Origin of the sequence: Streptomyces sp. MI02-7b (genome assembly GCF_033793585.1) — a bacterium.
Taxonomy (GTDB): domain Bacteria; phylum Actinomycetota; class Actinomycetes; order Streptomycetales; family Streptomycetaceae; genus Actinacidiphila.
In genome coordinates, this window is record NZ_JARAWX010000017.1 from 106,058 (window position 1) to 130,557 (window position 24,500).

21 protein-coding genes and 1 pseudogene are annotated in these 24,500 nt (G+C 70.4%); 8 read left to right on the plus strand and 14 right to left on the minus strand.

Annotated elements, in window-relative coordinates; translation table 11 throughout:
* Positions 1 to 19: 19 nt before the first annotated feature.
* Both PV364_RS26395 and PV364_RS26400 read right to left on the minus strand, forming a co-directional pair.
* Positions 20 to 754 carry a polysaccharide deacetylase family protein gene (locus PV364_RS26395; RefSeq protein ID WP_319662806.1) on the minus strand — a complete coding sequence of 245 codons (735 nt, stop codon included), beginning with the start codon at positions 752 to 754 and terminating at the stop codon, positions 20 to 22.
* Positions 754 to 2,124 carry an MGDG synthase family glycosyltransferase gene (locus PV364_RS26400; RefSeq protein ID WP_319662807.1) on the minus strand — a complete coding sequence of 457 codons (1,371 nt, stop codon included), beginning with the start codon at positions 2,122 to 2,124 and terminating at the stop codon, positions 754 to 756. The genes PV364_RS26395 and PV364_RS26400 overlap by 1 nt, the downstream gene beginning before the upstream one ends.
* 284 nt (positions 2,125 to 2,408) lie before the next feature.
* Between PV364_RS26400 and PV364_RS26405 the strand changes: the two genes are divergently transcribed.
* A complete protein-coding gene (locus tag PV364_RS26405; protein WP_319662808.1) occupies positions 2,409 to 2,807 on the plus strand; it encodes a BlaI/MecI/CopY family transcriptional regulator in 399 nt (132 codons plus the stop codon).
* 3 nt (positions 2,808 to 2,810) lie between these two features.
* The gene (locus PV364_RS26410) at positions 2,811 to 3,821 is read left to right on the plus strand and encodes a M48 family metalloprotease (RefSeq protein ID WP_319662809.1); all 1,011 of its coding nucleotides are present in this window, start codon (positions 2,811 to 2,813) and stop codon (positions 3,819 to 3,821) included.
* On the opposite strand, the gene PV364_RS26415 is transcribed toward PV364_RS26410, so the two are convergent.
* On the minus strand, positions 3,743 to 4,459 hold the full coding sequence (locus PV364_RS26415; protein WP_319662810.1) for a phosphatase PAP2 family protein: 717 nt from the start codon (positions 4,457 to 4,459) through the stop codon (positions 3,743 to 3,745). The two genes, PV364_RS26410 and PV364_RS26415, sit on opposite strands and share 79 nt — an antisense overlap.
* 224 nt (positions 4,460 to 4,683) lie before the next feature.
* Here PV364_RS26415 and PV364_RS26420 point away from each other — a divergent pair, with 224 nt between their 5' ends.
* Complete coding sequence (locus PV364_RS26420; protein ID WP_319662811.1) at positions 4,684 to 4,863, plus strand: hypothetical protein; 180 nt, start codon at positions 4,684 to 4,686, stop codon at positions 4,861 to 4,863.
* On the opposite strand, the gene PV364_RS26425 is transcribed toward PV364_RS26420, so the two are convergent.
* The 9 genes from PV364_RS26425 to PV364_RS26465 form a co-directional block, all read right to left on the minus strand.
* Positions 4,860 to 5,789, minus strand: coding sequence for a hypothetical protein (locus PV364_RS26425; protein ID WP_319662812.1), 930 nt, complete (start codon positions 5,787 to 5,789; stop codon positions 4,860 to 4,862). The genes PV364_RS26420 and PV364_RS26425 overlap by 4 nt on opposite strands.
* A 200-nt stretch (positions 5,790 to 5,989) precedes the next feature.
* Positions 5,990 to 7,264, minus strand: a complete 1,275-nt coding sequence (locus PV364_RS26430) for a hypothetical protein (RefSeq protein ID WP_319662813.1) — start codon at positions 7,262 to 7,264, stop codon at positions 5,990 to 5,992.
* Positions 7,265 to 7,314: 50 nt separating this feature from the next.
* The gene (locus tag PV364_RS26435; protein WP_319662814.1) at positions 7,315 to 8,511 is read right to left on the minus strand and encodes a HAMP domain-containing sensor histidine kinase; all 1,197 of its coding nucleotides are present in this window, start codon (positions 8,509 to 8,511) and stop codon (positions 7,315 to 7,317) included.
* A 50-nt stretch (positions 8,512 to 8,561) separates the two neighbouring features.
* Positions 8,562 to 9,215 carry a response regulator transcription factor gene (locus PV364_RS26440; protein WP_319662815.1) on the minus strand — a complete coding sequence of 218 codons (654 nt, stop codon included), beginning with the start codon at positions 9,213 to 9,215 and terminating at the stop codon, positions 8,562 to 8,564.
* A 377-nt stretch (positions 9,216 to 9,592) separates the two neighbouring features.
* Complete coding sequence (locus tag PV364_RS26445) at positions 9,593 to 9,787, minus strand: hypothetical protein (RefSeq protein WP_319662816.1); 195 nt, start codon at positions 9,785 to 9,787, stop codon at positions 9,593 to 9,595.
* Between the two features lie 192 nt (positions 9,788 to 9,979).
* The gene (locus PV364_RS26450; protein ID WP_319662817.1) at positions 9,980 to 11,287 is read right to left on the minus strand and encodes an MFS transporter; all 1,308 of its coding nucleotides are present in this window, start codon (positions 11,285 to 11,287) and stop codon (positions 9,980 to 9,982) included.
* Positions 11,288 to 11,334: 47 nt separating this feature from the next.
* Positions 11,335 to 12,546 (minus strand): type III PLP-dependent enzyme, encoded by a 1,212-nt coding sequence (locus tag PV364_RS26455; RefSeq protein WP_319662818.1) that lies wholly within the window; start codon positions 12,544 to 12,546, stop codon positions 11,335 to 11,337.
* The gene (locus PV364_RS26460; protein WP_319662819.1) at positions 12,543 to 14,231 is read right to left on the minus strand and encodes an IucA/IucC family protein; all 1,689 of its coding nucleotides are present in this window, start codon (positions 14,229 to 14,231) and stop codon (positions 12,543 to 12,545) included. The genes PV364_RS26455 and PV364_RS26460 overlap by 4 nt, the downstream gene beginning before the upstream one ends.
* A 114-nt stretch (positions 14,232 to 14,345) precedes the next feature.
* On the minus strand, positions 14,346 to 15,929 hold the full coding sequence (locus tag PV364_RS26465; RefSeq protein ID WP_319662820.1) for an IucA/IucC family protein: 1,584 nt from the start codon (positions 15,927 to 15,929) through the stop codon (positions 14,346 to 14,348).
* Positions 15,930 to 16,560: 631 nt separating this feature from the next.
* On the opposite strand from PV364_RS26465, the gene PV364_RS26470 reads away from it, so the two are divergent.
* The 5 genes and pseudogenes from PV364_RS26470 to PV364_RS26490 all read left to right on the plus strand — a co-directional run bounded on the left by PV364_RS26470 (position 16,561) and on the right by PV364_RS26490 (position 20,045).
* Positions 16,561 to 17,295, plus strand: coding sequence for a response regulator transcription factor (locus PV364_RS26470; RefSeq protein WP_415924607.1), 735 nt, complete (start codon positions 16,561 to 16,563; stop codon positions 17,293 to 17,295).
* Positions 17,292 to 18,815 carry a HAMP domain-containing sensor histidine kinase gene (locus PV364_RS26475; RefSeq protein ID WP_319662821.1) on the plus strand — a complete coding sequence of 508 codons (1,524 nt, stop codon included), beginning with the start codon at positions 17,292 to 17,294 and terminating at the stop codon, positions 18,813 to 18,815. Before PV364_RS26470 ends, PV364_RS26475 begins: the two co-directional genes overlap by 4 nt.
* 229 nt (positions 18,816 to 19,044) lie before the next feature.
* Positions 19,045 to 19,275 (plus strand): plasmid mobilization protein, encoded by a 231-nt coding sequence (locus tag PV364_RS26480; protein WP_319662822.1) that lies wholly within the window; start codon positions 19,045 to 19,047, stop codon positions 19,273 to 19,275.
* A pseudogene (locus tag PV364_RS26485) lies at positions 19,275 to 19,640 on the plus strand (toxin Doc). The gene PV364_RS26480 and the pseudogene PV364_RS26485 overlap by 1 nt, the downstream one beginning before the upstream one ends.
* 54 nt (positions 19,641 to 19,694) lie before the next feature.
* Entirely contained in the window at positions 19,695 to 20,045 is a 351-nt protein-coding gene (locus PV364_RS26490) for a hypothetical protein (RefSeq protein WP_319662823.1), read from the plus strand.
* Positions 20,046 to 20,523: 478 nt separating this feature from the next.
* On the opposite strand, the gene PV364_RS26495 is transcribed toward PV364_RS26490, so the two are convergent.
* Positions 20,524 to 20,994, minus strand: coding sequence for a hypothetical protein (locus PV364_RS26495; RefSeq protein WP_319662824.1), 471 nt, complete (start codon positions 20,992 to 20,994; stop codon positions 20,524 to 20,526).
* A gap of 101 nt (positions 20,995 to 21,095) precedes the next feature.
* A complete protein-coding gene (locus tag PV364_RS26500; protein ID WP_319662825.1) occupies positions 21,096 to 24,440 on the minus strand; it encodes a LysM peptidoglycan-binding domain-containing protein in 3,345 nt (1,114 codons plus the stop codon).
* Between the last annotated feature and the right edge of the window lie 60 nt (positions 24,441 to 24,500).

The following is a 24,500-nucleotide window of genomic DNA, read 5'->3' on the forward strand; positions in this document are numbered from 1 at the left end:
GTCGTGGCTCGGCTGTCGGCTACATAAGCGGTAGGCCGTGGTCGCGCAGCGGCCCGACGCGCAGGCCGTGTTGCTCGCAGGTGTCCAGGAGGCGGGGCAGGGCGCCGAGGGTGTTGCGCCAGGAGCCTGGTGCCGAGGTGCAGTCGGAGTCGTGGAGGAGGATCGTGCTGCCGCCGTCCAAGTCGGCGGCGACGGTGCGGTGCACGCTGTCGGGTGTGGCCCGCGCCCGCCAGTCCTCGCCCCAGCAGGTCCACAGCATCGGGGTGAGGCCGAGGCTGCGGGCGGACAGGTGGGCGGCAGTGGTCATCACCCCATACGGGGGCCGGAAGAGCCGGGGCGGCCGGCCGGTGATGTCGGCGACGGTGTCGCGGGCGCGGGCGAGATCGTCGTGCGTGGCACGCGGGCCGCGCAGCAGCAGCGGCCGGTGCGCCCAGCCGTGGACGGCGATCTCGTGCCCGGCGGCAGCCATCTCCCGCACCAGGCCCGGGTCGCGGCTGGCGGCGGAGCCGAGGAGGAAGAAGGTGGCCCGGATCCCCCGTTCGTCCAGGAGACGCAGGAAGAAGGGCGTGGACAGCGGGTCGGGGCCGTCGTCGAAGGTCAGGGCCACGTGGTCGGTGCGGCCTCGTCCGGCCAGGCGTGGCATGAGGCGGTTGCGCAGCGGCCCGAAGGTGGAGACGACGGGGGCGGCGTACGCGACGGCGACTACGGGCAGAGCGGCACAGGCGAGGCGACGAGCCGTGCGGGCGGTCGGCATCAGCGGTCTCCGTCCGCCCGGGAGTGGCGGTGCCCGTTCGGTGGGAACGCGGGGGTGACGTGGTCCAGGCCGATGGCCTGGAGTACGGGGACGCAGCTGTGGGTGGCGGCGATGCCGGTGCCGACGGCGGTGCCCCACAGGGCGGTGGCCAGGACGGCGGTGGTGGCGAGGTGGCGCGGGCCCCGGCGGTTGCGGCGGCCGGGTGGGCGTACGGGAGCCGGGGCGGTGCCCGCGCCGCACGCGCGGAGGATGGCAAACACCGGGCCGGAGTCCGGGTCGGCGGCGAACAGGGCGAGGCCCGCGGCGCGTTGCCGCTCACCGAGAGGGCCGTCGAGCAGGTCGGTCAGGATTTGCTTGAGGTCGGCCGGGTCGCGTATCCAGGTGGCGAGGCCCGCGTCGTGCAGGGCGGCGGAGTTGGTCTGGCCGTGGCCGGGTATGCAGCCGTAGCTTGCCACCGGCAGGCCGGCGGCGAAGGCTTCCAGGGAGGTGAGGCCGCCGGCGTTCTGGACGAGGACGTCGGCCGCGTGCATCAGGCCGGGCATGTCCTCCACCCAGCCGTACGCGTGCTCGATGCCGGACGCGCGCAGCCGCCCGGCCAGGGCTTCGTTGCGGCCGCAGACCACGACCGGCACCGCCACGCCGCAGTCGCGGATCTCGGTGGCCACCTGCTGCACCGGGCCGACCCCCCACGAACCGGCGACCAGCAGCGCGAGCGGCGCCGTGGGCGGCAGGCCGAAGCGGATGCGGGCCAGCCGCCGCTGGACGTCGCCGACCGGGGAGAAGCGGGCGTTCACGACCGGGCCGGACGCCAGGGCGCGGGTGGCGCCGCAGGCCCGGGCCTGTTCGGCGGGTATCTCGTGGGCGGCCAGGTGGAGGTCGATGCCCGGCGCCACCCACAGCGGGTGGACGGAGAAGTCGGTGAGGTACGTGATCGCCGGGACTGTCAGGCGGCCGCTGCGGCGCAGCGCCCCGAGAACCTGGCTCGCGCCGGGGTACGTCGACACCACCGCCCGGGTGTCCGGCGGCAGCGCCCGCAGTGTCCGCCTTTCCGCGCTGCGCAGCAGGGCTCGCGCCCCCGGGCCGCTGCCTCCGGCGCGCTCGGTGGCGGCGTAAATCCGCTGGTAGAGACCGGGGGCGTAGGTCAGCATCCGGTGGTAGCCGTCGCTGACCGCCTTGCCGAGCCGGGCCGGGAGCAGGTCGAGGAAGTCGAGCCGGTCCACCGCGTAGCCGGACGCGCCGAGCCGGGCAGCGAGTTCGCCGGCGGCACCGTCGTGCCCGGCCCCGACGCTCGCGGAGACGATCACGATCCGCCCGCCGGGGCTCGGCCGGCGGGGCCCGGGGAGGCCGATTTCGTCCGCAGCCAGGTCCATGGGACTGCCGGGGTACGCCGGAGGGACCGCACTGTTGGGGGACGACACGAGCGATCAGCCTCCATAGACGTCGACGAGCGCACCGATGCGCTCGGGCGGCGCGGGGCGTGATCCGAGACTCTACAGCGTGTAGTAGATGAGTTTCTACGTCGTGTAGTAATTCGCCGAGTGTTCGACACGGCCAATCTTTTACAAGGCGTAGTAGATTTGGCGGCCATTGGGAGCGGCCACCGGACCTGGTGCCGACGGTGTATCGGACTGGGGCGAGGAAGGCGTGTGACGGTATGCGCGACGTAGACCGAGGCGGAACCGACGGCCGCCGGCGGGCGCCCGGCGAGTTGGAGAGTCACGTGCTGGCGACGCTGTGGGCAGCGGACGGACCGCTGACGGCGGCCCAGGCCAACGAGCGGCTGCCCGGCGACCTGGCGTACACCACGGTGCTGACGATCCTGTCCCGCCTACTGGACAAGGGCCTGGTGACCCGGCAGAAGGCGGGCCGCGGCTACGCCTTCACGCCGGTGCGGGACGAGGCCACTCACACCGCCGAGCAGATGCGCTCGCTGCTGGATCACGGCTCGGACCGCGAGGCGGTGCTCTCCCGGTTCGTCGAGGAGCTGTCGGCGGACGACGAGCGGCTGCTGCAGCGGCTGCTCGGCGAACACGGCGAAGACAAGGAGCCGTGACCGGTGCGGGTCAGCGTGTACGTCCCTTTCGTGGTCAGCGCGCTGCTCGCGCTGCTCGCCCCGTGGGCAGCGCCCCGGCTCCCGCCCCGCCCGGCAGCCTGGGCGCTGACCTGCGCGGCGCTGGTGACGGCCGGGGGCTGGGCGGGGGCGCTGGCGTTGCTGGCGTTCACCGGGGTCGGGCAGATACCCGAAGTCGCCGAACAGGGGCCCTGGTCGGTCACCGTGCTGCAGGCCGAGAACCCGGTGCGGCTGGTGGTGGCCGTGGTCGGCGGGATGGCCCTGGCCGGGAGTGCCGTCGCGCTGGGGGTTGCCGCGCGCAGGCAGCTGCGGGCGCTGCTAGTGGCACGGCGCGACTGTGCGCGGCTGCCCGGCGGTGAGCTCGCCGTCCTGGACGACCCGCGGCCGCAGGCGTACGCGCTGCCCGGCGCCCCGGGCCGGATCGTGGTCTCCCGCGGCATGCTGTGCGCGCTGGACGACGCGGAACGGCAGGCCCTGCTGGCCCACGAACACGCCCACCTGCGCCACCGCCATCACGCCTTCCAGATCGCCTGGCGGCTCGCGGCCGCCGTGAACCCGCTGCTGCGTCCCCTCGCGGCCTCCGGCGCCTTCGTCCTGGAACGCTGGGCGGACGAGGAGGCCGCGGCCACGACGGGCGACCGCACGGTGGTCGCACGCGCCGTCGCGCGCGCGGCGCTGGCCACCTCCCGCGCCCGCCGCCACCCGGGAGCCCTGGCCGCGGACGGCGGCCCGGTGCCGCGCCGGGTCCGCGCCCTGCTCGCCCCGCCCCGGCGGCTTCGCCCGCTCCCGCTGATCGCGGGTGCCCTGCTGCTGGTGCTGTGCTGCGGCAGCCTGGCCGAGGCCACAGTCGACACCGACGCGATGTTCGCGGGCGCGATGTACCCGCACGGCACGCCCGCTCATCGGGCGGCCGGCGGTCAGCCGGCGGGCTCGGGGCGGCGCTCGCCGTCCGCCGCGACGGCGGAGCCCGACACGGGGCCGAAGCGCGCGAGGTAGGGGACCAGGTGCAGGCGGGGCAGCAGCCAGGCGTGCCACACCCCGGTCAGGCAGACGATCGCCGCGCCGCTGATGAGTACGGAACCGAGCACGTCGGTGGGGTAGTGCGCGCCGATGTAGAGGCGGGAGAAGGCCACCAGGGCCACGACCGCGAAGCCCGCGAGGCCGGCCGGGCGCTGCCAGCGGGTGCCGCGGGCCAGGAAGTAGGCGGCGGCGGCCGCTGAGACGATGAAGGCGACATGGCCGCTGGGGAAGCTGTTCGAGCCGATCTCGGGATCCAGGGAGTAGAGGGCAGGGGGCCGGTTGCGGGCGACGATCAACTTGCCGATCTCGGAGGCGTTCCAGCCGACCGCGACCACCAGGAAGGTGGAGACCGCCTGGACCGGCCGGTGCCGGACGAGCAGCAGCCAGCCGCACCACAGGGCCAGGATGGCCAGCCCGCTCACCGGCGAGGCAACATCACTGACCCCCAGCATCACCGTGTTGAGCCACCCGGTGCGGGTGTCGGTCTGGATCGCCCGGTCCGCGGCCAGCTCGTGCGGCTGGATCAGCGAGGTGTGGGCGGCGACTAGCCCGAGCGCGATCGTGGCCAGGAACACCAGGACGGCCACGTATGGCCATCGGCGCACATGAGGCATGAGGGGAAAACCCTTTCTTGCGGTCGGCATGGCGGTGCCGTGAACGGGCCGCCGCACAACCGTGGGGCGACGTCCGCATGGCGCGCTGATGTCGGTTCGGTGGCTCCTCTCTGAAATTTACTACACCTTGTAGAGGTTGTGCTGTCGCCGTCGCCTGCTCGGCATCCGGCCGCGGAGGCCGGGAATCGCCGGGGTGGAGGAGGGCGAATACACGCCATCACCGAATGGCTCAGCGGGCTGTCCGTCCCGTGCTCTACGCGGTCATGGCTGGCCCGTTCTTCGCAGAGGACGCCCTGTTCTTCGGCCGTGTCCTGCCGGGCGAGAGTGCCGTGGCGATCGGCGACGCCGTGGACAGCGCCAACTCCACCCAGGTCATCCGGGGACAGGACGGCCGGGGCCGCTAGCCGGGAGCGCCGAGTGGTCCGGCAGCGGGGTCCGGCGGACAATGTGTGCTGATTCCGCCCACGGGGGGCGTGAGGATCGAGAGGTCTGCGATGACACGAGCCGTGCGATACGCCCTCATGACCGCCGGTGCGGGGACCCTGCTGCTGTGCGGGACCGCGCCGGCGCTCGCTGCCGCGCCGACCGACATCCGCGCCCGCTGCACGCCACACACCCGGCTTTGCGCCAACGGCCCGGTGGACAGCGGAAACTTCAACGTCACGATCAACGGGCCCGCGAACAACAGCGGCAACCCCGACATCGCCATCGCCTCCCCGAACAGCAACAACACCCACGGCGGCTCGGGCGACAACAGCTGGAACAACGTCCAGCAGCTCACCCGGGCCATCGGCGGCTGACGCGGTTCGCGCCGGTCCGTCCCGCGAAGGCCGCGCTTACGGCGCGGTCTTCGCCCGTACGTGGTCAGGAAGCGGTTGCGGAAGGTGTCCATCCGCCACACCGGCGCGTCCGGGTGCGGCCGGAGGCCGTCCTGCCAGCCCCAGCCCGACATGCGGTCGAGCACGTCCTTGTCGTGGGCGACGATCGCGATCGGCACGTCGTGGCTCGGGTTCTTCCCGCTGACCATGGTGGTCGGCTGGTGGTCGCCCAGGAAGACCAGCACGGTGTTGTCGTTGCCGTACCGCTCCACCCACGACACCAGGCTGCTCACCGTGTACGCGATGGACTTGGCGTACTCCTGGCGCACCGAGTGCGCGCTCTTCCAGACGTCGTCGGGGTTCTTGCCCTCCTTGTTGATGGCGTTGAAGACCGAGCCGTCGCCGAGCTCGTCCCAGCCCACCGTCCGCGGGATCGGCGCCCAGGGGCGGTGGCTGGAGACCAGGATGATCTCGCTCATCAGCGGCTTGCCGTGCTTCCGGCCGTGCTCCATGCGCTGGAAGACCTCCAGGCAGACCGTCTATGAGCGGTTCGTGCGCTGGGAGACTGACGGGACCTGGGCGCCCGGCTCCTGGAACGCGATACCGGCCTTGAGGGGAGGGCCCGTCAAGGCTGGTGACCGCTCTCCGCGCCTCGTCGCTGAGGGTTGCAGCGCACCGACGGCGACTGCGATCCCGGCGCCGATCAGGTCTGTCAGCGCATGTCTGTGAGGAGAGTGTTGAGTTCGGCCTCCTGTTGCGCCGGCGACATCGGCGGGTTCGGGTGGTCGATGCCGAAGGTCTTCAGGACCTGGTCCATCTGGGCGTCGATGAACGTCCAGCCGGTGTTGTCCAGCGGCTGCAACGAGGCCTGGTCGGCATCCCAGAGATCCCGCAGCGACTGGGCAGCTGCGTGGGCCCCGGTCGCGTTCCCCGACCGTGCGTCCTTGAGCGAGGTCGCTGCAAATGCCTTCAGTGCGGCGACCTTCGCGGGCGGGAACTTCTTCACGGCCTGTCCGGGGGCGAGGTGAACGGTGGAGGTGGCGTCGGTCTCCGGCGCCGGGCCGACGTGAGGCTGGCTGTGCGCCCAGACCAGCAGGCCCCCGGTGGCGACCGCGAGGAGACCGAAGCCCGCCAGAGCGATGCGCTCCCTGTGCAGGTTGACGGTGACCTGCGGGGTGTGCGTGGCCTCGTAGGTTTCGGTCACGTCGGAGCGCGTCACCGTCAGGTAGATGACAGTCGCCAGGATCAGGCCGAGGAAGATCAGGCTGGTGGTGAAGGTGCCCAGAGCGAGGCCGGTCGGCTCGCCCGGCTGAGCGACCTTAGGCGAGCCGAGCCAGTCGCCGATGTTGGCACCGAGTGGGCGGGTCAGGATGTAGGCGAGCCAGAAGGACAGCACGGGGTTCGCGCCGAACTTCCACAGCAGCGTGATCGCCGCGATGAGGCCGAGCGGCAGCAGGACCGAGACTCCCGGGCTCCAGCCGGTGAGCTCGAGGGTCCAGTCACCGGTTGCGGTGCCGAGCGCGAAGGTGACGAGGACGGCGAGCCAATAGAACGACTCACGCGGCAGTGTCGTGACCGAGTGGATCGAGAGGGTCCGCTCGCGCAGCCACCACACGCCGAAGACAACGGCTAGCAGGACGGAGAACACGGCGGAGCTGATCCACAGCGGCACGTTGAGCTGGTCGGTCAGGATGTCGGTGTACAGCGTGCCCGTGACACTGACAACGACCACGGTCAGCCAGTACGGGAACGGGACGTACCGCTTCAGCCGCAGCTGGACGCCCAGAACCACCACGAACACCGCGGTGAAGATCCAGGCCGTGTTCACCAGGCCGACGCCCAGCTTCATGTTGATCCAGTCGGCGAAACTCTCACCGACGGTCGTGCACAGGATCTTGATCACCCAGAACCAGATGGTGACCTCGGGAACCTTGTTCAGCATCAGCCGCCCGCTGCGGCGGGTGCGGGCATCGCTTGTCGTTGTCATACGGCGAGGTTGGCCCGGCCAACCTGCACACAACCTGACTACGTGATCGCCTACGGTGTGGGGAAGTTCACCTCGACGCGCCCGTGACCATCCGCGATCGCACGGACTGCCACTCCCGCGGTCGCGGCGAGACGCCTTACCACGGCCAGCCCCAACCCGTGCCCATTGCCGCTGGTCACGCCGGCTTCGAAGACCCGGTCGACCTCCGCCGGGTCGAACCCCGGGCCGTCGTCGAGGACGTCGACCACGACGCCCTGGGGCTGGATGCGCGCCGTGACCCAGACGCGCGAGCTCGCATGGCGCAAGGCGTTCTCCAGCAGGGGTGACAACACAGCCACGACGAGTTCGGTTGCCACGGCGACATCGACGTCGGTCGGGATGGCGAGTTCGATGGAGCGACCGGCTATCGCCCGTCGTGCCGCCGCCCTGAGATCGCAGCGGGTATCGCCGTCGATCCGTGTGCGGGCGGCACTCAGAATCGTCGTGATCGCCGTGTTCAGACGGTCGACCTCGGTCAGAACAGACTCGGGTGCAAGATGGTGACCGGAGAGCTGCGCCAGCTGTGCCTCGCCCCGCAGGGCTGTCAAGGGCGTCCGCAACTCGTGGGCGATCTCTTCGGTGAGCCGGCGCTCGTCGGCGAGCGCGTTGTCTATGCGGTCAAGCAGGCGGTCGAGCGTTCGCCCGAGCTCCCCGAATTCATCGCGGGGAACGCCGAGGTTGAATCGGCGCCCGGGTGCGTGATCGCCCCAGTCGTCGGCAAGAGCGGCCATTTCGTGAACCACCCGCAACGCACGACCCACCACGAGGTACGCGACGACCCCTGCCAGCAGGATCGTGATACCACCCAAGATGAGCGACATCCCCAGGCTGCGCTGCTCTGACGTCTCGTACGGCGTCAGATCCACCCTCACGACCGCCACGACGCGGTGGCCTTCGAGCCGGATCGGCTGGGCATACAGCAGATATCTGCCGATCGTGGTGGTCTGGGACTGCCCGGAGTCGGCAAGCGCCTCGACGCGGCCACGAAGGCTGCCAGGGACGATCCCGTCAATGAGGTGCCCATCGGCATACACCCACGAGACCGTGTCCAGCGCTTCGTTGCCGCTCTCGATCAGCACGACGTGGCCACCGCGTACGGTTACGTTCGCCGCCACTGCCTCTGCACGCGTATGCGCCAGAGCGTTCGCGTCAGCATCGGTCACCCGGCTCAGCAAGACGTGCGAGACCACCACCAGCACCGCGGCCACCGCTGTTGCGATCAGAACTGCGAGCGCGACGACTCTCCCGCGAAAGCCCGTCACTCCCATCGATAGCCCACCCCACGGACCGTCGCTAGGCGATCGGCCACGCCCAGCGCGCCGAGTTTGGTCCGGAGCCGGCGAACGAAGGAGTCGAGGGTGTTGTCGCTGACCTGCGCGCCATGCGGCCAGGCGGCAGCGACGAGGGCGTGGCGGCGTACAGCGTCGCCCTGTGAGGCGATAAGCCTGCCCAACAACCGAAACTCGGTCGGCGTCAGGCTCTCGCTTGCCGAACCGTGGCTTACGACATGTTTCGCCGGATCGAGAACGACGCCCTTCGGTGGGGTCGTCGCGGTTGTTCTGCGTAGCAGGGCGCGGACCCTCACCAGCAACTCCGGGATGTCGAACGGTTTCGTCATGTAGTCGTCGGCTCCCGCCTCGAAGCCGCCCACCTTGTGATGCATGCCATCCAGAGCGGTGAGCATCAGCACCGGGGCATCGAAGCCACGTGCTCGCAGCGCCAAGCAGACATCGCGACCGTCAGCGTCCGGGAGCCCTAGATCGAGGACGACCAGGTGAGGGACCGGATCAAGGTTTCGCAGCAGGCTGTCCGCCGTCGAAGCGACTGCGACCCTGTGGCCGTCGTGCTCGAGTGCGCGCTTGAGCACGTCGCGGACTGCCGCGTCGTCCTCGCACACCACGATAAAAGCCACACTCTGACCCTAGGTTACTCCGGCGAAACTTCTCCATTCTCCCTGGTCAGTGTCCTGCTCGTGTGCGATACCCGTAACGGCTTCGTGTACCTGCACATCGTCATGGCCGTCGACGGCGACCGCGCCATGCCTAACACCGGTACCCATTTCGCCCGCGCCAACATCATCCCAGTCGGCTGACAATCAGCCGGTTCAACACGGTGGTCCGCGGCAGTCATGGGGTCGTTGACTGGACCATCGCCCATCCTGAGATGTAACCGCACTGGGCGGTGGGCACAGTGGGCCGTCCTCGCAACAATGAGCCCGGCCGCCGCATATCGTTCGTCTGGATGCTGTGCGGAAGTCACCCGAGGTCCCCCCGAGGACCAGGAGCCTGGTCAGCGCCGTCGTGTCCCGGCGTAACCCAGGATCGCTGACCAGATCACAGGACGGAATCGGCCGGCCCTCGCCCCGGTCAGGCAGCCGAGGCTCAGCTGCGCCATCGAAACGAAGTTCGATACCGACTCACCCAGCATGGTCGCCACGATTTTGATCATCCAGAACCACGCCTCGATCATCGGTACATCGCTCACGGTAACCATGCCACCGAAACTCCCGCCCGAAGGCTGGCCTCACGTGTCGATCACGCAGGCCTGCAGCGCCTGAAGGCCGCCGATGCAATGGGGCACTCCCAGGAACTGCCGGCCGGACACCCCCGTCTTACCTCGACTGGGTGGCCAGGGCCAAGCGGAGCCGTGCCCCGGCAACTCAGCTCAGGGGCACGCTCATCGAGTGAATCGCTCTTTTGCGGTAGAGGGAGCGCTGCCGGATGCGCCGGCCGGAGGCGTGTCGGGGAGTGCTGCGCCGACCGGTCCGGCAACCTGACTTGTACGATCCAGCCGGCTGCGCTCGGCGATCAACGACGAGAGAGCGAGCGCGGAGACCGCCGAGACGATGCCGCCGAGGAACAGGCAGGAGCGGGCACCGAAGGCGTCGGAGACCAGGCCGACGAGGGGAGCGCCAATGGGTGTGCCGCCGAGGAGGACGAGGAAGTACACGGACAGCACGCGGCCGCGTAGGTGCGGCTCGGCACGCAGTTGCATCACGGCGTTGGCGGTGGTGGTGACGGTGACCGCGGCGTAGCCGGTGGGAATCAGCAGCGCCATGAATGTGCCGTAGCCAGGCATCAGGCCCAGCGCCGCTTCCAGTACTCCGAAGACTGCGGTCGCGGTGACCAGGCGCCGCACGGTGGGAGGCCGACCGCCGTGGGCCGCAAGCGCCGCGCCGAACAGGCTGCCTGCGGCGTAGGCGGCCGAGAGGCAGCCAAAGGCGGCGGCGCCGGAGTGGAAGACCTTGATAGCTACGAGGGAGATGGTCACCTGAAAGTTGAGCCCGAAGGTGCCCACGACGGCGATGAGAGTGAGCGGCAGTAGCAGTTCCGGCGTGGCGGTGATGTGACGGAGCACCTCGGTCAAGCATGGACCAACGCGCTGAGGCCCGCTGGGCTCGCGCGGGGCGCCGGCGGGAACACTGATCAGCCCGTACAGGACCGCCACGTAGGAGACGGCGTTGATGAGGAACACCGGGCCAATGCCCATAGCGGCGACGGTCAGGCCAGCCGTGGCGGGGCCGAGGATGCGGGCGACATTGAACTGGGCGGAGTTCAAACCGACCGCGGCCGGCACTCGCTCCCGGCCGACCAGTTCGGCGACGAAGGCGCCTCGGGCGGGGCTGTCCACGGCGGTGGCGGTGCCGAGAGCCAGGGCCAGCGCATAAACGGACCACAGGTTCACCGCCCCCGTGACGGTCAACAGCCCCAGCAGCAGGGACTGCACCGCCATGGCGGTCTGCGTGATCAGCAGCAGCCGGCGCTTGGGAAACCGGTCAGCGAGGACGCCCCCGGTCAGGCCGAACAGTGTCTGGGGCAGGAACTGCAGCGCGGTCACGACACCGACCGCACTGCCGCTGTTTCCGGTGAGGTGCAGGACCAGTAGATCCTGGGCGGCGCGCTGCATCCAGGTGCCGATGTTGGAGGTCAGCTGGCCGAGCAGATAGCGGCGGAAGGGTCGGATGGTGAGCGTGCCGAGCGCCATGCTCGAAGCCTTGCTTTTCCTCCGTGCTCCGACTTGGTGATCCGTGCTCATGCCGTCTGGAAGGCGTGGGCGTCCTCGACGGGAGCGTCGGGGACGTCGACGTGGTGGAAGGTCGGGTGGGGGTGCATCAGGAACTCCTGGTGGGAGATGTTCCATGCGTAGGCGCCCGCCATCGCGAAGGCGATCCGGTCGCCTACCCGTAGCCGGTTAACCATGGCGCGCCGGGCCAGGACGTCCTTGGGCGTGCACAGCTGCCCGACGAGGGTCACGGGCTCACCGCGGGCCTCGGGGCGGGTCCAGGGCTGGTGCCAGGAGTCGTCGGGAACAACCTCGAAGGGCTGGTTGTGCCGCTTCGCGGCGGGTGTGCGCAGATGGTGTGTGCCTCCGCGCAGGACGGCGAACGCCTCGCCGCGGCTGAACTTGATGTCCAGGACCTGTGTGATGTACCAGCCGCAGTAGGCGGTGACCGAGCGGCCCGGTTCGATTCGCAGCGTCAGGTCGGGGTGGCGCTCCAGGGTCCGGCGCAATCCGATGCCAAAGGCCGGCCAGTCGAAGACGCGGCGGGAGTCAGCGTAGTCGACGTCCATTCCGCCTCCGATGTTGACCTCGGTCAGGGTGATTCCTCGTTGGTGCGCCCAGCGGTCTGCCCAGCCCATGACCTGGTCGACGAGGGCCAGGTGGGCGCGCGCGTCGAGGCCGCTGGCCAGGTGGGCGTGGAGCCCGTGCAGCCGGATACGCCCGTCGGCGGCGATGATGTGCCGGCATCGGTCCAGCTGGGAGGGGTCCAGACCGAAGGGGCTGGGCCGACCGCCCATGGCGAGCGCGACCGAGCGGACCGCCACCGGTACGTTGACGCGCAGGAGGACGTCGGCGGTACGGTCGCCCAGCAGGGTCGTCAGGGTGCGCAGCTCGTGTTCGCTTTCAATGTGGAGGCGTTCCGCCCCGGCGTCCAGAGCCTGGATCAGTTCGGCCGGGGTCTTGCCGGGGCCGCCGAAGGCGATCGGCGCGTCGGGTAGGAGGCTGCGGATGTGGCGGATCTCGCCGCCCGAGGCCACTTCGAACCCGTCGATGTGCTCGGCGAGGGCATGCAGCAGGTGCGGGTCGGAGTTGGCCTTCGCTGCGTACAGCAGCTCGACGCGTCTCGGCAGCGCGGCCCGGATCGCGCGGGCGTGCTCGCGCAGGCCGGGCAGGTCGTAGACGTATGCGGGCAGGTCGTCGTCGGACAGTTGGTGGACGTGGTGCAGCAGGGCGGGTCTCACAGGGAGACCTCGCGGGGGAAGTCCGCGCTGAGCGGGCTGGTCAGGGGGACGTAGGTGGCGTGCCGGTCTGCCTGGCGGGCCCAGCGCAGAAGGAGGTTGGCCTTGGCGGGCAATGGCACTCCGCAGAGCAGGGCACGGAGCCGTGGAGGTTCGGCCGCGGTGCGTGCGTAGGCGTCGAGGTGGTCGCGGACCAGGCCCCACAGGGCCGGCTCGCGTGCCGGCTGGAGGTCGGCGAGGGCGCCGAGCATTTCAGCGACGTGGTTGACCAGGAGGCAGTACGCGACCCGGTTCCAGCCGCGTTCGGCGTCGTAGGTGACAGGCCCGCTTACGTCTTCGGGCAGAGCGGCGAGGGCGCGCTGGTGGTGGCTGGGCAGGAGTTTCGTGCCCTCCAGGTCGCGAAACAGCATCTGAGCGGGCATGCCCGCTGCGTTCACCCCGACGACGACGTTCTGAAGGTGAGGTTCCAGGACGACGCCGTGGTCGAGGTAGGCGGCCAGTACGGGAGGCAGGAGCAGCCGCAGATACGCGTCCCACCAGGCCAGGACGTCTCCGTCACCACGGGCGAGCAGGTGGGAGACGTGGGCCGCGCTGGTGGGGTACTCGTCCGCGACCGCGGCGGCGAGCAGGGGTGTGACGCCGGGACGCAGGTGAGGGCGCAGGCCGGAGCGGACGATGACGCCGAAACCCTCCAGCAGGGCGGTGTCGTCGTCGACGGCGAGCGTGCGATAGCCCGGCTCGGCAAGCAGCGCGCAGCCGGGGAAGCGGTCGGCGATCCGGGCCATGACGGGCTGGATGAGCTGGTTCAGGGCGACGGCACCGGACAGTTCGTAACGGGCGTGCTTACGGACGCAGTTGGTGAGGCGGACGTTCAGGCTGAACTTTAAAAAGGTGTCCGCGTCCGGCTGGTACAGGGTGCGCACCGATGCCGTCGGCACCCACTCCGGCCCGCTCAGGCCGGTGTCCACGACCTCGCCCGCATCCATCGCCGCGCGCAGCAGGTGGTGGTCACTCAGAAGCCGGAACTGCCAGGGGTGCACCGGCAGCGTCACGAAGTCCGGGTCCGCCCCCGGACACAGCGCGTCGAGATCCCTCAGGTCACCCTCCTCCCGCACCAGGTGGCGACGCAGGGCCAGATGGCGAAGCCGGAAGCGGGCGCCGGTTTCTGGCCCGTAGGCCAGCCAGTCCGCTGGGTCCCCGGTGCGGGCTTTGGGCGTGGGGTGGAATCGGTGGCCGAACACCAGGGCCTGTTCCGAAGCGACGTAGAGGTCCGTGTGCGGGGTTGCGCCGGCCCGGTGCTCCAGGGCAGTGAGGATGGTCTCGCGGCTGTCGCAGACCTGGTCCAGGAATTCGTCGTTGGCCGTGCCGGTGCGCTGCTCCAGTTCGTCCTGGACGCAGCCGGCCAGTTCCCGCCAGCCGATGGTGACCCAGCCGTCGCTGTCGAGCCGCTCGGCCGGGCCCTGGAAACGGTGGGCGCCGATCAGCGAGACTCGGCGCAGCCGGGTGCGCAACAGCAGGCCACGTCGGGGCAGGCGCAGCAGGAGGTAACCCTCGTTCACGGTCACCTGGTGCTCAGGAGCGGAGACCTCACGGATCAGGCAGTTGAGCAGTGTGTGAGCGGTGACGACATCGGCCGTCTGCGCGGAGCTGTCGGTGGAGGTGACGGTGGCAGTGGTGGAGGTGGTCATGCGGTGGCTCCAGTACGTCCGAAGTCGTGTGTCGGTCGTCGGCCGGCCGTCGTGCGGCCGTGGAAGGACCGGTTGGACCGGTCGTCGCCGTGGCCGCACCCGGGGCTGCGGGGGTCAGCGGTGCTGCGCGAGAGGATTGGGGACGGGAGTCCACTGCGCCGTGCCGGTGTCCTCGGCCAGGCGCATAGCGATGGTCGCCTTCAGTGGCAGTGTGTCGCCGAAGAAGGCTGCCGCGTCCCCGTCGTCGGGCAGATCGCTGTACACACGGCGGCCGGCCTCGGCCACCGTCTCCCACAGCGTCCCGGGATCGGCGGCCCGGGTGCGGGCGAGGACGTCGACCAGTTCGCTGAAGACCCCGCTGAGCAACCCGCCGAACAGCTTGGTGCGCAGCGCGTCCAGGTCGTCGCCGGCGCGGGTGCCTTCCAGCGGCGGCAGTGTGAACCCGCAGGCGGCCAATCGGCGGGGACTGACCCGTACCCCGTCCAGGTCCCGGTACAGCACCCGCACCGGCCGTCCGTTTCGCAGCACTACCAGCGTGTTCTGGCCGTGAGCCTCCAGGGCCACCCCCATGGACAGCAGCGTCAGCGCGGGAGGCAGCACGAGCGCGGCGAAGTCCGCCAGCCAGCGCACAGGGTCACCTGCCACCAGAGCAGCGCCAGTGGCGTGCACCGCGGTGAGCGGCACGGCGATCTCGCCGTCGTCCACGTGACACTCGGTGGACTCCCTGACCATCGCGGCCAGGCTCGCTGACGCCCGGCCGTCCACCCGTACCGTGCCGCCGCCCAGCTCGCACAGGACCCGCAGGCTGCCACCGAACCCGGCCTTGTCGACGACCGCCGAGACCAGCTCCGACAGGGGCGGGCCGTCGGCGACCTCGACCGGTGAGATGGTGCGGCGGTAGTTGGTGACCTGTACGTCGAGCGCGGTCTTGATGTGGCAGCCCGCGAGATCGGCCAACGGCGCCAGGGTGCGCAGCGACAGCAGCGGCCGGGCCGGCAGGGTGTGCCGCGTCACGGCGAGGTCGCGGTGGCGTACCAGCACGTGGTCCCGCTGCCAGGGATGCACCGGGACCAGGAACGTGTCCCCGTCACGCAGCTCGGCCGGCCACGTGCCGGCCTTCTGCAGGCGGTCGGCCGGGACGGCGAGGAGGGCCAGCTGGATCACCGGATGGTGTTCGGGCGCGTAGGCGAGCACATCGGCGACCGACATGCCGGTGCGGGTGCGGCAGCACGGGTGCTGGGGGTGGCCGTCGACGACCGCCTGCTCCGCGTCGTTGGAATCGCGCAGCGGATGCGGTCCTGCGGCGTTCGCGGCGCGGGCCAGAGCAAGGTTGACGACACTGTTGTCGAGCTCCGCGGCCAGCCGGCTCGCCGCGGCGCTACGCGACTTCAGTTGCGCGAGCAGCTGTGCCGGGTCACAAAGGGGCCCTTCGGGTCCCATGACGGTGAAGTCCTCGGGGATGTGGGCGAACCGCTGGGCATACGCGTCGGGGGCGGTGAGACGGCCGCCGCTGTCCAGAGTGACCACCAGCGCTTCCGCCTCTCGCCGTCGGCCGGTCACTCCGGGAACCGGCTCCCGGGCGAAAGCGCCCCACAGCCGGCCCAGCACGGCGGCGCGCGCCGCCGGGAGCGCGTGCAGGAAGGGCTCGACAAGGTCCGGGCGCACCGTGCGCAGCTCTTCGAGTGCTGCCTGAGACATCAGCACCGTCCCGGAAGAGAAGGAGACGGATGATTCGTAACGGCGTTTGAGTCTGTATTCAACATCCCTATTTCCTGATAATGCGTGGGCGGTTCCTTCGTTCGGCGTGCCTGCGACCCGCCGCACCATCGACGCTACGGGGGAGCGAGTAAGCGAATTCCCAGTGCACATATAGCGAGTGCCGCGAGGAAGGGCACAGTCCGGGAGAACTGCTGCACTCCAGAGCTTTCCTGTCCCGCGTTCGGATCAAGGTGGCCAGCACGCCGCAGCAAAGAACGGACAGTGGAACAGCACGGCTGTTCTACGAGGTCAGGTCCAGTAAGTAGGCGGCGCCCGGCCGGTCGGCAGCTCTTGGTCACGTCCATTCGACGCGACCGAGATCCGGGGTTCTTAACTGTTTGCTGGCCACTTGCTGTCGACTCACTGTATGTCCGCGCACGCGCCTCGCCTCCGACTGCGCCATCCGACGGAATTCCGAAAAGACCATCGGGGGCCTTACCTGCGCCGATGTCCCGGAACCGACTCGGGCAGGATCACCGACCCGGGAATGCACCGGCGATTGGCCCGCACGGTACGCATGCAGTTTGCGAGCCTGACAGCATGCACGTGTTGCTGATCGGACGACGAGCGGGTGGCCGAACCGTTGATGGAAGGGCTGTGCCGCTTCGGGTTCACCGTGGAACACGCGCGAACGGGTGCCGACGGCCTGTCCGCCGGGGAACCGGAGATAGTGCTGCTGGACCTGGGGCTGCCCGACATGGACGGCATTGACGTCTGCCGGGAACTGCGGGCCCGTTCCGCCGTCCCGATCATCATGATCACTGCACGGGATTCCGAAGTCGATCGCGTGCTCGGCCTGGAACTGGGCGCGGACGACTATCTGTCCAAGCCGTTCGGAATCCGGGAGCTGGTGGCCCGGATCCGCGCCGTCACGCGCCGGACCCGCGCTCTGTCCCCGGGCCCGTGCGGTCCCGTGGCGGAGTCTTCCAGCGGCCCGGACCGGGACGGTGTACCGGCTGCCCAGCGGATCGGGCCCCTGATCATCGACCGCCGTACCCGTCAAGTGCACCTACACCAGTCGCCCATCGCCCTGGCTCCCAAGGAGTTCGATCTCCTCGTCTGCCTCGCCGAGGATCCCGGAGCCGTCTTCTCGCGCCAACAGATCCTCGACACCGCCTGGGAGCCGCACTACTTCGGCCCGACCAAGACGCTCGACGTGCACATCGCCGCCCTGCGTCGCAAACTCGGTGATCCCTCCTGGATCGAGAACATCCGCGGCATCGGATTCCGTCTCGTACCGCCGCCGAAAAGGGCCGACGCTACCTCCCAGGCACCGCTCGAACAGCCCCGCAGAGGTGCCCGATGACCCACCGCCTCCTGCTGAGCTACCTCAGCCTCATGGCGCTCGTCCTGCTGGCCCTCGAAGTGCCGTTCGGTTTCGTCTACGCCCGCAGCGAGCTGAACCGCTTCTCCCACACCGCGGAACTGGGCGCGGTGACACTCGCCTCGGTATGCGAGGAGAAGCTTGAGCACGGGCTGGCCTCCGATCTGCCCCAACTCGCCCGCAGCCACGCTCGGCGCACCGGCAGCAGCGTGGTCGTCGCCGACCGGAGGGGCATCGTCCTCACCGACACCACGACCGCCACCACCGTGGGACGGAACATCTCCTCCGAACCGGACATCGCCGCCGCCCTGAGCGACCGGCCCGCCACGGGCATCAGGATCGTCCCGGGCGGCAAAGTCCTGTTCGCCACCGTGCCAGGGGCCTCCAGCGACACGGTGCCCTGCGTCGTGCGGACCCTGTACTCCCTTGGCCCACTCGCCCAGAAGATCCACGCCACCTGGATAGTGCCCGCCCTCGTCGGTCTGGGCGTGCTCGCCGTGGTCGCTCTCATCGGCTTCGCACTGGCCCGCTGGATCACCCGACCCCTACGGGCCCTGGAATGCGCCACCAGGCAACTCGCCGACGGCCGCCTCACCGACCCTCCGGCCACCGACTGCGGGCCGCCGGAACTGCGGCAGCTGGCCACCTCCTTCACGTGTACGGCAAACCGGCTCCAGCACTTGCTCCACGCCCAGGAAGCCTTCGCCTCCGAGGCGTCGCACCAACTGAAGACCCCGCTGACCTCACTGCGCCTGCGCCTTGAGAACTTCGAGCCCCATCTCGCTCCCTGCGCCCAGCACAGTCTCGAGGAAGCGATCAGCGAAGTGGGACGGCTCAGCCGCATGGTGCAGGGGCTACTCGCCCTGGCACGCCTGGAGAACTCGGCGATCACTCCAGAAGTCATCGACCTCGACGCGGTCGTGGCCGACCGCGGAGCCATCTGGACAGCGTTCGCCGGTGAACAGCACGTCGACATCACTGTGGCCGGAACCCCGGCCGGACCGGTGTGGGCGGTCCGGGGAGCGCTGGAGCAGATCATTGACAACTTGCTCTCCAACGCGCTGCAGGCGTCCCCTCCTGGCAGCACCATCACCCTCGTTACCGCACCGGCACCCACCGACTACGGCCGTACACCACCCATGGCCGAGCTGCACGTGGTTGATCAAGGCCCAGGCATGACCGAAACCGAACGGCAACGCGCCTTCGACCGGTTCTGGCGTGCCACCGACGCCCACCATGACGGCACCGGCCTTGGCCTGTCCATGGTCCGACGGCTCACGCAGGCCGGCGGGGGCGACGTCACACTCGACGCCGCACCCCACGGCGGCATCGACGCCTGCATCCGGCTCCGGCCCGCACGAGCCACTCGCATCCGAAGGCATCCCGTCGGCCGCGCCGGGCCACCGCACCTCGCCCGTGCCAGGGCCGCCGGCCAGGAACACGGGCAGGCGCGACTTCTGGGCGATGGCGCGGGCCACCGGGGCCAGACTGACACGTCGTAGGCGTCCGTCCTCGCCGTGGCGTGTCCCGCACCGGCGGGCGGGCGTTGACGCGATCCGGACTCGGCACGCGGTTCGCGACGCCGGTCGGGCGGCCCAGGGCAACAGAGGTACAGCGGTCGCCGGGGGTGGTTCCCGACCGGTACCGGCGCCGGCAGTAGCGACACGCGGCCCCGGCGTAGCACTGCGCCTTCGCCTGCCGGGCGTAGCTCCGATCCGGTACCTTCGGACCATGCCGGATCTGAACGTGGGCTACACCAAGGCCGAACTGCAACAGCTGCGGGAGGCTGCCGCGGCCGCCGGGATGTCCGTGGAGGACTACGTCCGCACCGCCAGCGTCCGCGACGGGCAGCACAGCGTCTTCGTGACCACCGCGCTGAATTTCTACGACGGCAACGTCGCCGCCTTCGACGAGGCTTTCCCCGACGACGCTCCCCACCGGAGCTCAGGCGCCGCAGCCTGATGGAGCTCTACATCGACGTGCGCTGGCTTCTGGAGATCCAGGAAGCCCGCATGACCGACGTGTCGGTCCGTGACTACTCCGCGCTGGTCGCGGCCGTTGCCCGGCATCGCGTGAACACTCCCGCCTTCGGTGCCGAGTAAGACGCGGCCTGGCGGGCTGCCGCGTTGATGCACACGATCATCCAGCTCCGGCCGCTGCCGGCTCGCAACGCTCTGTTCGGTGCCATGGCAGCGGTGGCCTACATGACGGCCAGCGGCCACCCTCTGAATGCGCCCTACGCGCCGGTGGACCTGGCCCGCGACATCGTCAGCGGCAAGGCCGATGTGTTCGCCGCCGCCGAGCGCATCCGCTCCTGGCGAGCCTGAAAGCAGCCACCGAGATCACTCCGCCGAGGTACTGCCGGCGTCGTTACAAAGATCGTGACCTCGAAAGATACCGCCGCGGCAGACCTGCACGACAAGCTGACCGACAAGGTGCTGTCGGCTCACCTGACCACGCTCGGGCTGACGGGCCGCGGCGGCGCCCCGGTCAGCCCTTCCACGCTGCGCCGCTACCTCCCGGTGTTCCGGATCTACGCCGTGTGGAACGAGCACCTGGAGGGCCACGGGGTCGCCCCCGACGAGTTCGTGCTCGCGAAGCTGCTTGCCGAGCGGGGCATTGTCGGCCAGTGCAACGCCGTCTACACCCCGGGTAAGTTGGCGCCGTTCGTGGAAGACTTCCCGCGCCGCCGCGCTGCACTCGCGGCCGACCAGATGCTGAGCGACGCCTGAGCGTCGAACACGTATTTGGCGGGTGTGGTGCCGGTCACTTACAAATGACCCAAGGGTCACATAAGAGACGCATCGGAGGAAGCACCCCATGACAAACGGGGCACGCCCCGCTCCCCGCGCCAATACCGCCTTGGCCCGCGACTGCGAACACTGCCGCGGATGGGGAACCATCGTCACCGACCTCGGCCACCACGAACTGTGCCCGCGCTGCCAGCTTGCGGACGAACAGCAGGCCGTCCTGGCACCACCGCAAGCCCCGGCCCGGCCCCCGGCCGGAGCCCGCTACGCATCACCGGGCCCCTGGGCCCACTGCAGGCAGCGGGGACGCGTCGGCTGACGATTCCCGTGAAGCCGAAGGGGGCCCCTGCCGCCAACGTGTGGTGGCAGGAGCCCCCTTCGTCGGTGCTGGCTACCAGCCCATGTCGAAGCCCCAGGTGCTGTCAGGTGGGCACACGCTATGTCGATCATGGCAGTCTTGTCATTGTCCGATCGGACGAGGAATCGAACCCCGGCCTGCTGCGGCGCGGCCGATGACGGTGGCGCCCAGGAGTTGCGCCCGCGCTTGGGCTTCTCCCTCCGGCGGGCAGTCCACCCACCCAGTAAGCACCCGGGACGTGGCTTCGCACACGGACTGGACTTGTCCTGCGAGGTCGTCGTTGAGGTCATCGCATCCGCCGTTGCCGAGGTTCGGGCCGGTCACGACCGCTGTCCCATACAGCCCGTACGGCAACTCGGCGCCGCGCCAGGTGCTGGCGAGCGCCCACGCCGCGGCGTTGAGGTCGCGGCCCACGCTGAGGGCGCCTTCGCCGTGGACGTGGATGAGGGCGCGCCGGTGGTAGACCGCGCCGTCGACGTGGCCACCCAACAGGGCGCGCAGGACCTGCCGTTGTCTCGTGTAGTCCTCGGGCAGGTCGAATGCCTCGAATACACCGTCTGGTTCGAGTCGCACCGCGGCAACCACCTGGTGTCCCCTGTTCCTGTGCGTAGGCTGGTCGGAGTGGTTGCCGGACCGTGCATCCCCCGTCGCGGTCCGGTAATCGCGTTCTTGCCTCAGATTCCGTGGTTGGAGGCGGATGCCAGGTCCCCGGTTTCCTCCAGCACCGCGGCCACGGCGTGCTCGGTGCGCGTGTCCATGGAGATGTCGTAGGCGCGGGTCACCTCGGTGACACGGGCCACCGCCTTCCGGGCCCCCGAATGATTCCCGGAGGCCTGCTCGATGGCCATCCAGTCGCGATAGAGGACCTCGGCGGTCTCATCGATGTCCAGGCCCCGCAGCACCGCTCCCCGGGCCGCGTCCCAGTCCGGCGTGTCACCGGCGGTGTGCCAGGTCGCGAGGGTGTGTACGACGTCGACGATGCGGGACAGCATCTCCTGCTGCACGGACACCGCCCAGGGGTACTCCTGCCCGTCGAACGGCCGGCCGCGGACCAGAGCGAGCGCGGCTTCCAGGTCCGCCATGCCCGCGACCGGGCCGGCGGCCAGGCCCCGGGTCGCGAGGTCCTGGAAGGTCGCCCAGTCCGAGCGGATCGACGGGTGGAAGGCGTATCCGTCCTTGGGCCGGGGCAGGTACGGCTGTCCGTCCGGGGTGGATCCGAGCCGGGCCCGGATCTCGGAGAGCCGGGACTGCAGGGTGCGCGTCGTCCATGGCGAGGCCGGATCCATGGCCGTGCACAGCGCGTCGGCGTTCCGCCCCGGCTTGAGGTAGATCAGGGCCGCGAGTGTCTCCAGCCGCGGGCCGTGCCCGGAGCCGGTGATGCCGGACACCTGCAGCGAGCCGAGCACATTGATCTGCGGAGTCTGCGGCACGGGCGGCGCTTCCGGTCGTGCCGTCGCCACATCGATGTCCGCGATCTTCCCGTCGTCTTGAGTGCTGGCACCAGCCTGGTCATCGGCCCCCGCACGCGAGCCGGCCGAAGGTGTGGTCGCTTTGACCAGGTGGATCCGGCCCGGGTCGGCGGTGGCGAGCAGCGCCGGGAACGGACTGCCCGCCTCGCTGTCCGCACCCGCACCAGCGCCCGCACCTGCGGTGGCGTGGGCCTGGGCGATGGGGTGCAGCAGCACCGGATGCGTCGGCCGGGGGGCTGCGGCCGTGTGGTCGTGGTCCTCGGCGAGCTGCCACGCGCCCGTCGCGCGGTCCGCGGGCTGATCGGCGACGTCGAGAGCGTGGACCAGTTCCCGGTACTGCTCGTCCGACAACCGCTGCAACTCCACCGGCCCAGGAACCAGCTGGGGGAAGACCGCCGTCGTGCCGGGGGCGACGGGAACGGTGCCGGCGTCGGGGAAGGCCTGCCGGGTCGCGGGAGTCTCGGGCAGGACCACGGTGACCGGCAGGTGCCGGGCCGCGGCGATCGCGTCGGCGAGCTGCCAGACCTGCGCGGGTTCGACGTCGGCTGCGCAGACCAGGATCCACGGCAGCGGCTCCACCGCCTGGTCCTCGCCGTGCTGATACACCTCCACCAGCAGCGCCCCGAGGTCGGAGACCACCGACGACAGATGCGGCATCGCCCTCAGCCGGCCCTTCGGCAACAGTCCCGCCAGACGGCTTCCCAGGCCCACGGTGAGGACTTCGGTGTGGTCGCTCCACGCGCTGGTTCCTGCCTCCAACGCCAGCGCCCGGGCCACGGCCAGGACATCTTCTGGTGCGCCGTCCAGGAGTAGCCCACCGGTGTGGAAGAGGTCGACCAGCACCAGGTCACCGGATTCGGCCGCGCCGAGCGTGACCAGCCCCGGATACGGCGCCTGGACCTCCGGCGCCTGCTCCGCCGGCAGCAGCGGCAGAGCGCCGTCCAGCACCCACACCCCGGCCGCGGGACCTGCGGTGAACGGCGGGACCGGGTCGGCCTCGGGGTCGTCGACGACCAGATGCACCGCGCCGGAAGCGGTGACCCGGGCACCGGCCACCACGGGCACCGGGTGGCCGGAGCTGGCCGCACGGTGGGCCAGGGTGCGCAGCACGGTGTCCAGCACCGCGACGCCGGCCGGCTCGCCGGTGGCCTGCAGGACCTGCTCGGTCCGGGTCGGGTCGTCGTCGATCGCGATGGTCTCGCCTGCCCGGCGCCGCCGCTGCTGCAGAATCCGTCGTACTCCCAAGGCACCGGTCAGCAACGCGGCCAGTAGCGCGCCGATCCCGGCAGTCAACACGACCTGCCGCTCACCCCCGGAGTCCGGCGCGGCATTAACGCGCCCTGCCGACGTCAGGGGCGTGGACGGCAAGGACGACGGAGTGGACGGCGGCGAGGCGGCGGGTGTTGCGGCCGCGGACGGTTCGGCGGATCGCGGTGATCCATGTTCTTCCGCCCTGGGTGGCGTCATCGGTATCTGCGTCGTCGAAGGTGCGGCAGCCGACGGCGTGACCGCCGTTGGAGAGGGCGCCGCCGGCGGTGCCATGGAGGGACTCGCCGTGCGGTCGAGCTCGCTGGGAACGTCGGCGTTGCCTCGCGGCGGCATCCGGTCGCGGGATTGCTCGGGGCCATTGCGCTGCGGGCCAGCCGCAGCAGCGTGCTCGTGGCGACCGGGGAGGTCGAGGTGCTGGCCGGGGTAGATGCGGTCGGGGTCGGTGAAGTGACGGCCGCCGGGCTGGGCTTCGCCCCGGTTGAGACGGAAGATCGCTGGGTAGCGGTCGGCGTCGCCGAGTTCGTCTTCTGCGATCTGCGACAGGGTGTCGCCCGGCCGCACCGTGTACTGGGAAGGCTCATTTTCCTCGAGGGCGCTCCCGCGGCCGCTCTCAGCATGAGGCCCAGCGGGTGCGGCGTGGTCGGGCAGGAGCAGTACCCAGCCGGGCCGGATCGGGTCCTCCGCTCGGAAGACGCTGCCGTCGGACATGGTGCGTCCGTTGTTGAGGGCGGCGATCTCCTCCCACCGCTCGCCGTCACCGAGCCGGTCTTCGGCGATCGACCACAAGCTCTCCGCCGGCCGGACCGCCCGCACCGTATGCGTGACCGCACCGTCCCGATCTGCCAACGCGGCGGCGGGAGTCGACGGTCCATTCCCGCCGTTCGTACCGGCCTGCGTGGCGACCGCCGTGGCCGTTGCGGTTGTGGCGGCGTGGGCGGGTGTGGGGGAGGCCAGGGCGGTGCTGGTGGGCAGCGCGACCAGGATGGCGCCGACCAGCGCGGCGGCCGCGCGCTGGCCAACCAGGAGCCGAAGCCTCGGTGCGGTGCGGCCGCGCAGCTGAGCCGGGATCTCGACAGCGACGGCGGCCGCGAAGCCTGCCCACCCGGCCCAGCCGGCCACTGCGAGAGCGAGCAGGAAGACCTGCCCGGAGTCCTGTGTGCTCAACAGGTTGCCCAGGGCCTGAACTCCGGCCGGGGCGATGATCGCGGTGCCCCACCACAACACCAGAGGCAAGCCGAGCAGCAGAGCGGCCAGCAGCGTCAGGCTTGCCGCCGCGCGCACGACCGCGCGGACAGCAGCGCCGCGGGTTCGGGCTCGGTTGGAAGGCGGCTTGCGGGGAGG

Excerpts from the sequence above, each read along its gene's own strand:
- PV364_RS26420 (WP_319662811.1), top strand. The coding sequence starts at position 4,684 with ATGGCTCAGCGGGCTGTCCGTCCCGTGCTCTACGCGGTCATGGCTGGC.
- PV364_RS26400 (WP_319662807.1), bottom strand. The coding sequence starts at position 2,124 with ATGGACCTGGCTGCGGACGAAATCGGCCTCCCCGGGCCCCGCCGGCCG.
- PV364_RS26480 (WP_319662822.1), top strand. The coding sequence starts at position 19,045 with ATGCCGGATCTGAACGTGGGCTACACCAAGGCCGAACTGCAACAGCTG.
- PV364_RS26395 (WP_319662806.1), bottom strand. The coding sequence starts at position 754 with ATGCCGACCGCCCGCACGGCTCGTCGCCTCGCCTGTGCCGCTCTGCCC.
- PV364_RS26475 (WP_319662821.1), top strand. The coding sequence starts at position 17,292 with ATGACCCACCGCCTCCTGCTGAGCTACCTCAGCCTCATGGCGCTCGTC.
- PV364_RS26415 (WP_319662810.1), bottom strand. The coding sequence starts at position 4,459 with ATGCCTCATGTGCGCCGATGGCCATACGTGGCCGTCCTGGTGTTCCTG.
- PV364_RS26430 (WP_319662813.1), bottom strand. The coding sequence starts at position 7,264 with ATGACAACGACAAGCGATGCCCGCACCCGCCGCAGCGGGCGGCTGATG.
- PV364_RS26425 (WP_319662812.1), bottom strand. The coding sequence starts at position 5,789 with ATGGAGCACGGCCGGAAGCACGGCAAGCCGCTGATGAGCGAGATCATC.
- PV364_RS26465 (WP_319662820.1), bottom strand. The coding sequence starts at position 15,929 with ATGTCTCAGGCAGCACTCGAAGAGCTGCGCACGGTGCGCCCGGACCTT.
- PV364_RS26460 (WP_319662819.1), bottom strand. The coding sequence starts at position 14,231 with ATGACCACCTCCACCACTGCCACCGTCACCTCCACCGACAGCTCCGCG.
- PV364_RS26450 (WP_319662817.1), bottom strand. The coding sequence starts at position 11,287 with ATGGCGCTCGGCACGCTCACCATCCGACCCTTCCGCCGCTATCTGCTC.
- PV364_RS26405 (WP_319662808.1), top strand. The coding sequence starts at position 2,409 with ATGCGCGACGTAGACCGAGGCGGAACCGACGGCCGCCGGCGGGCGCCC.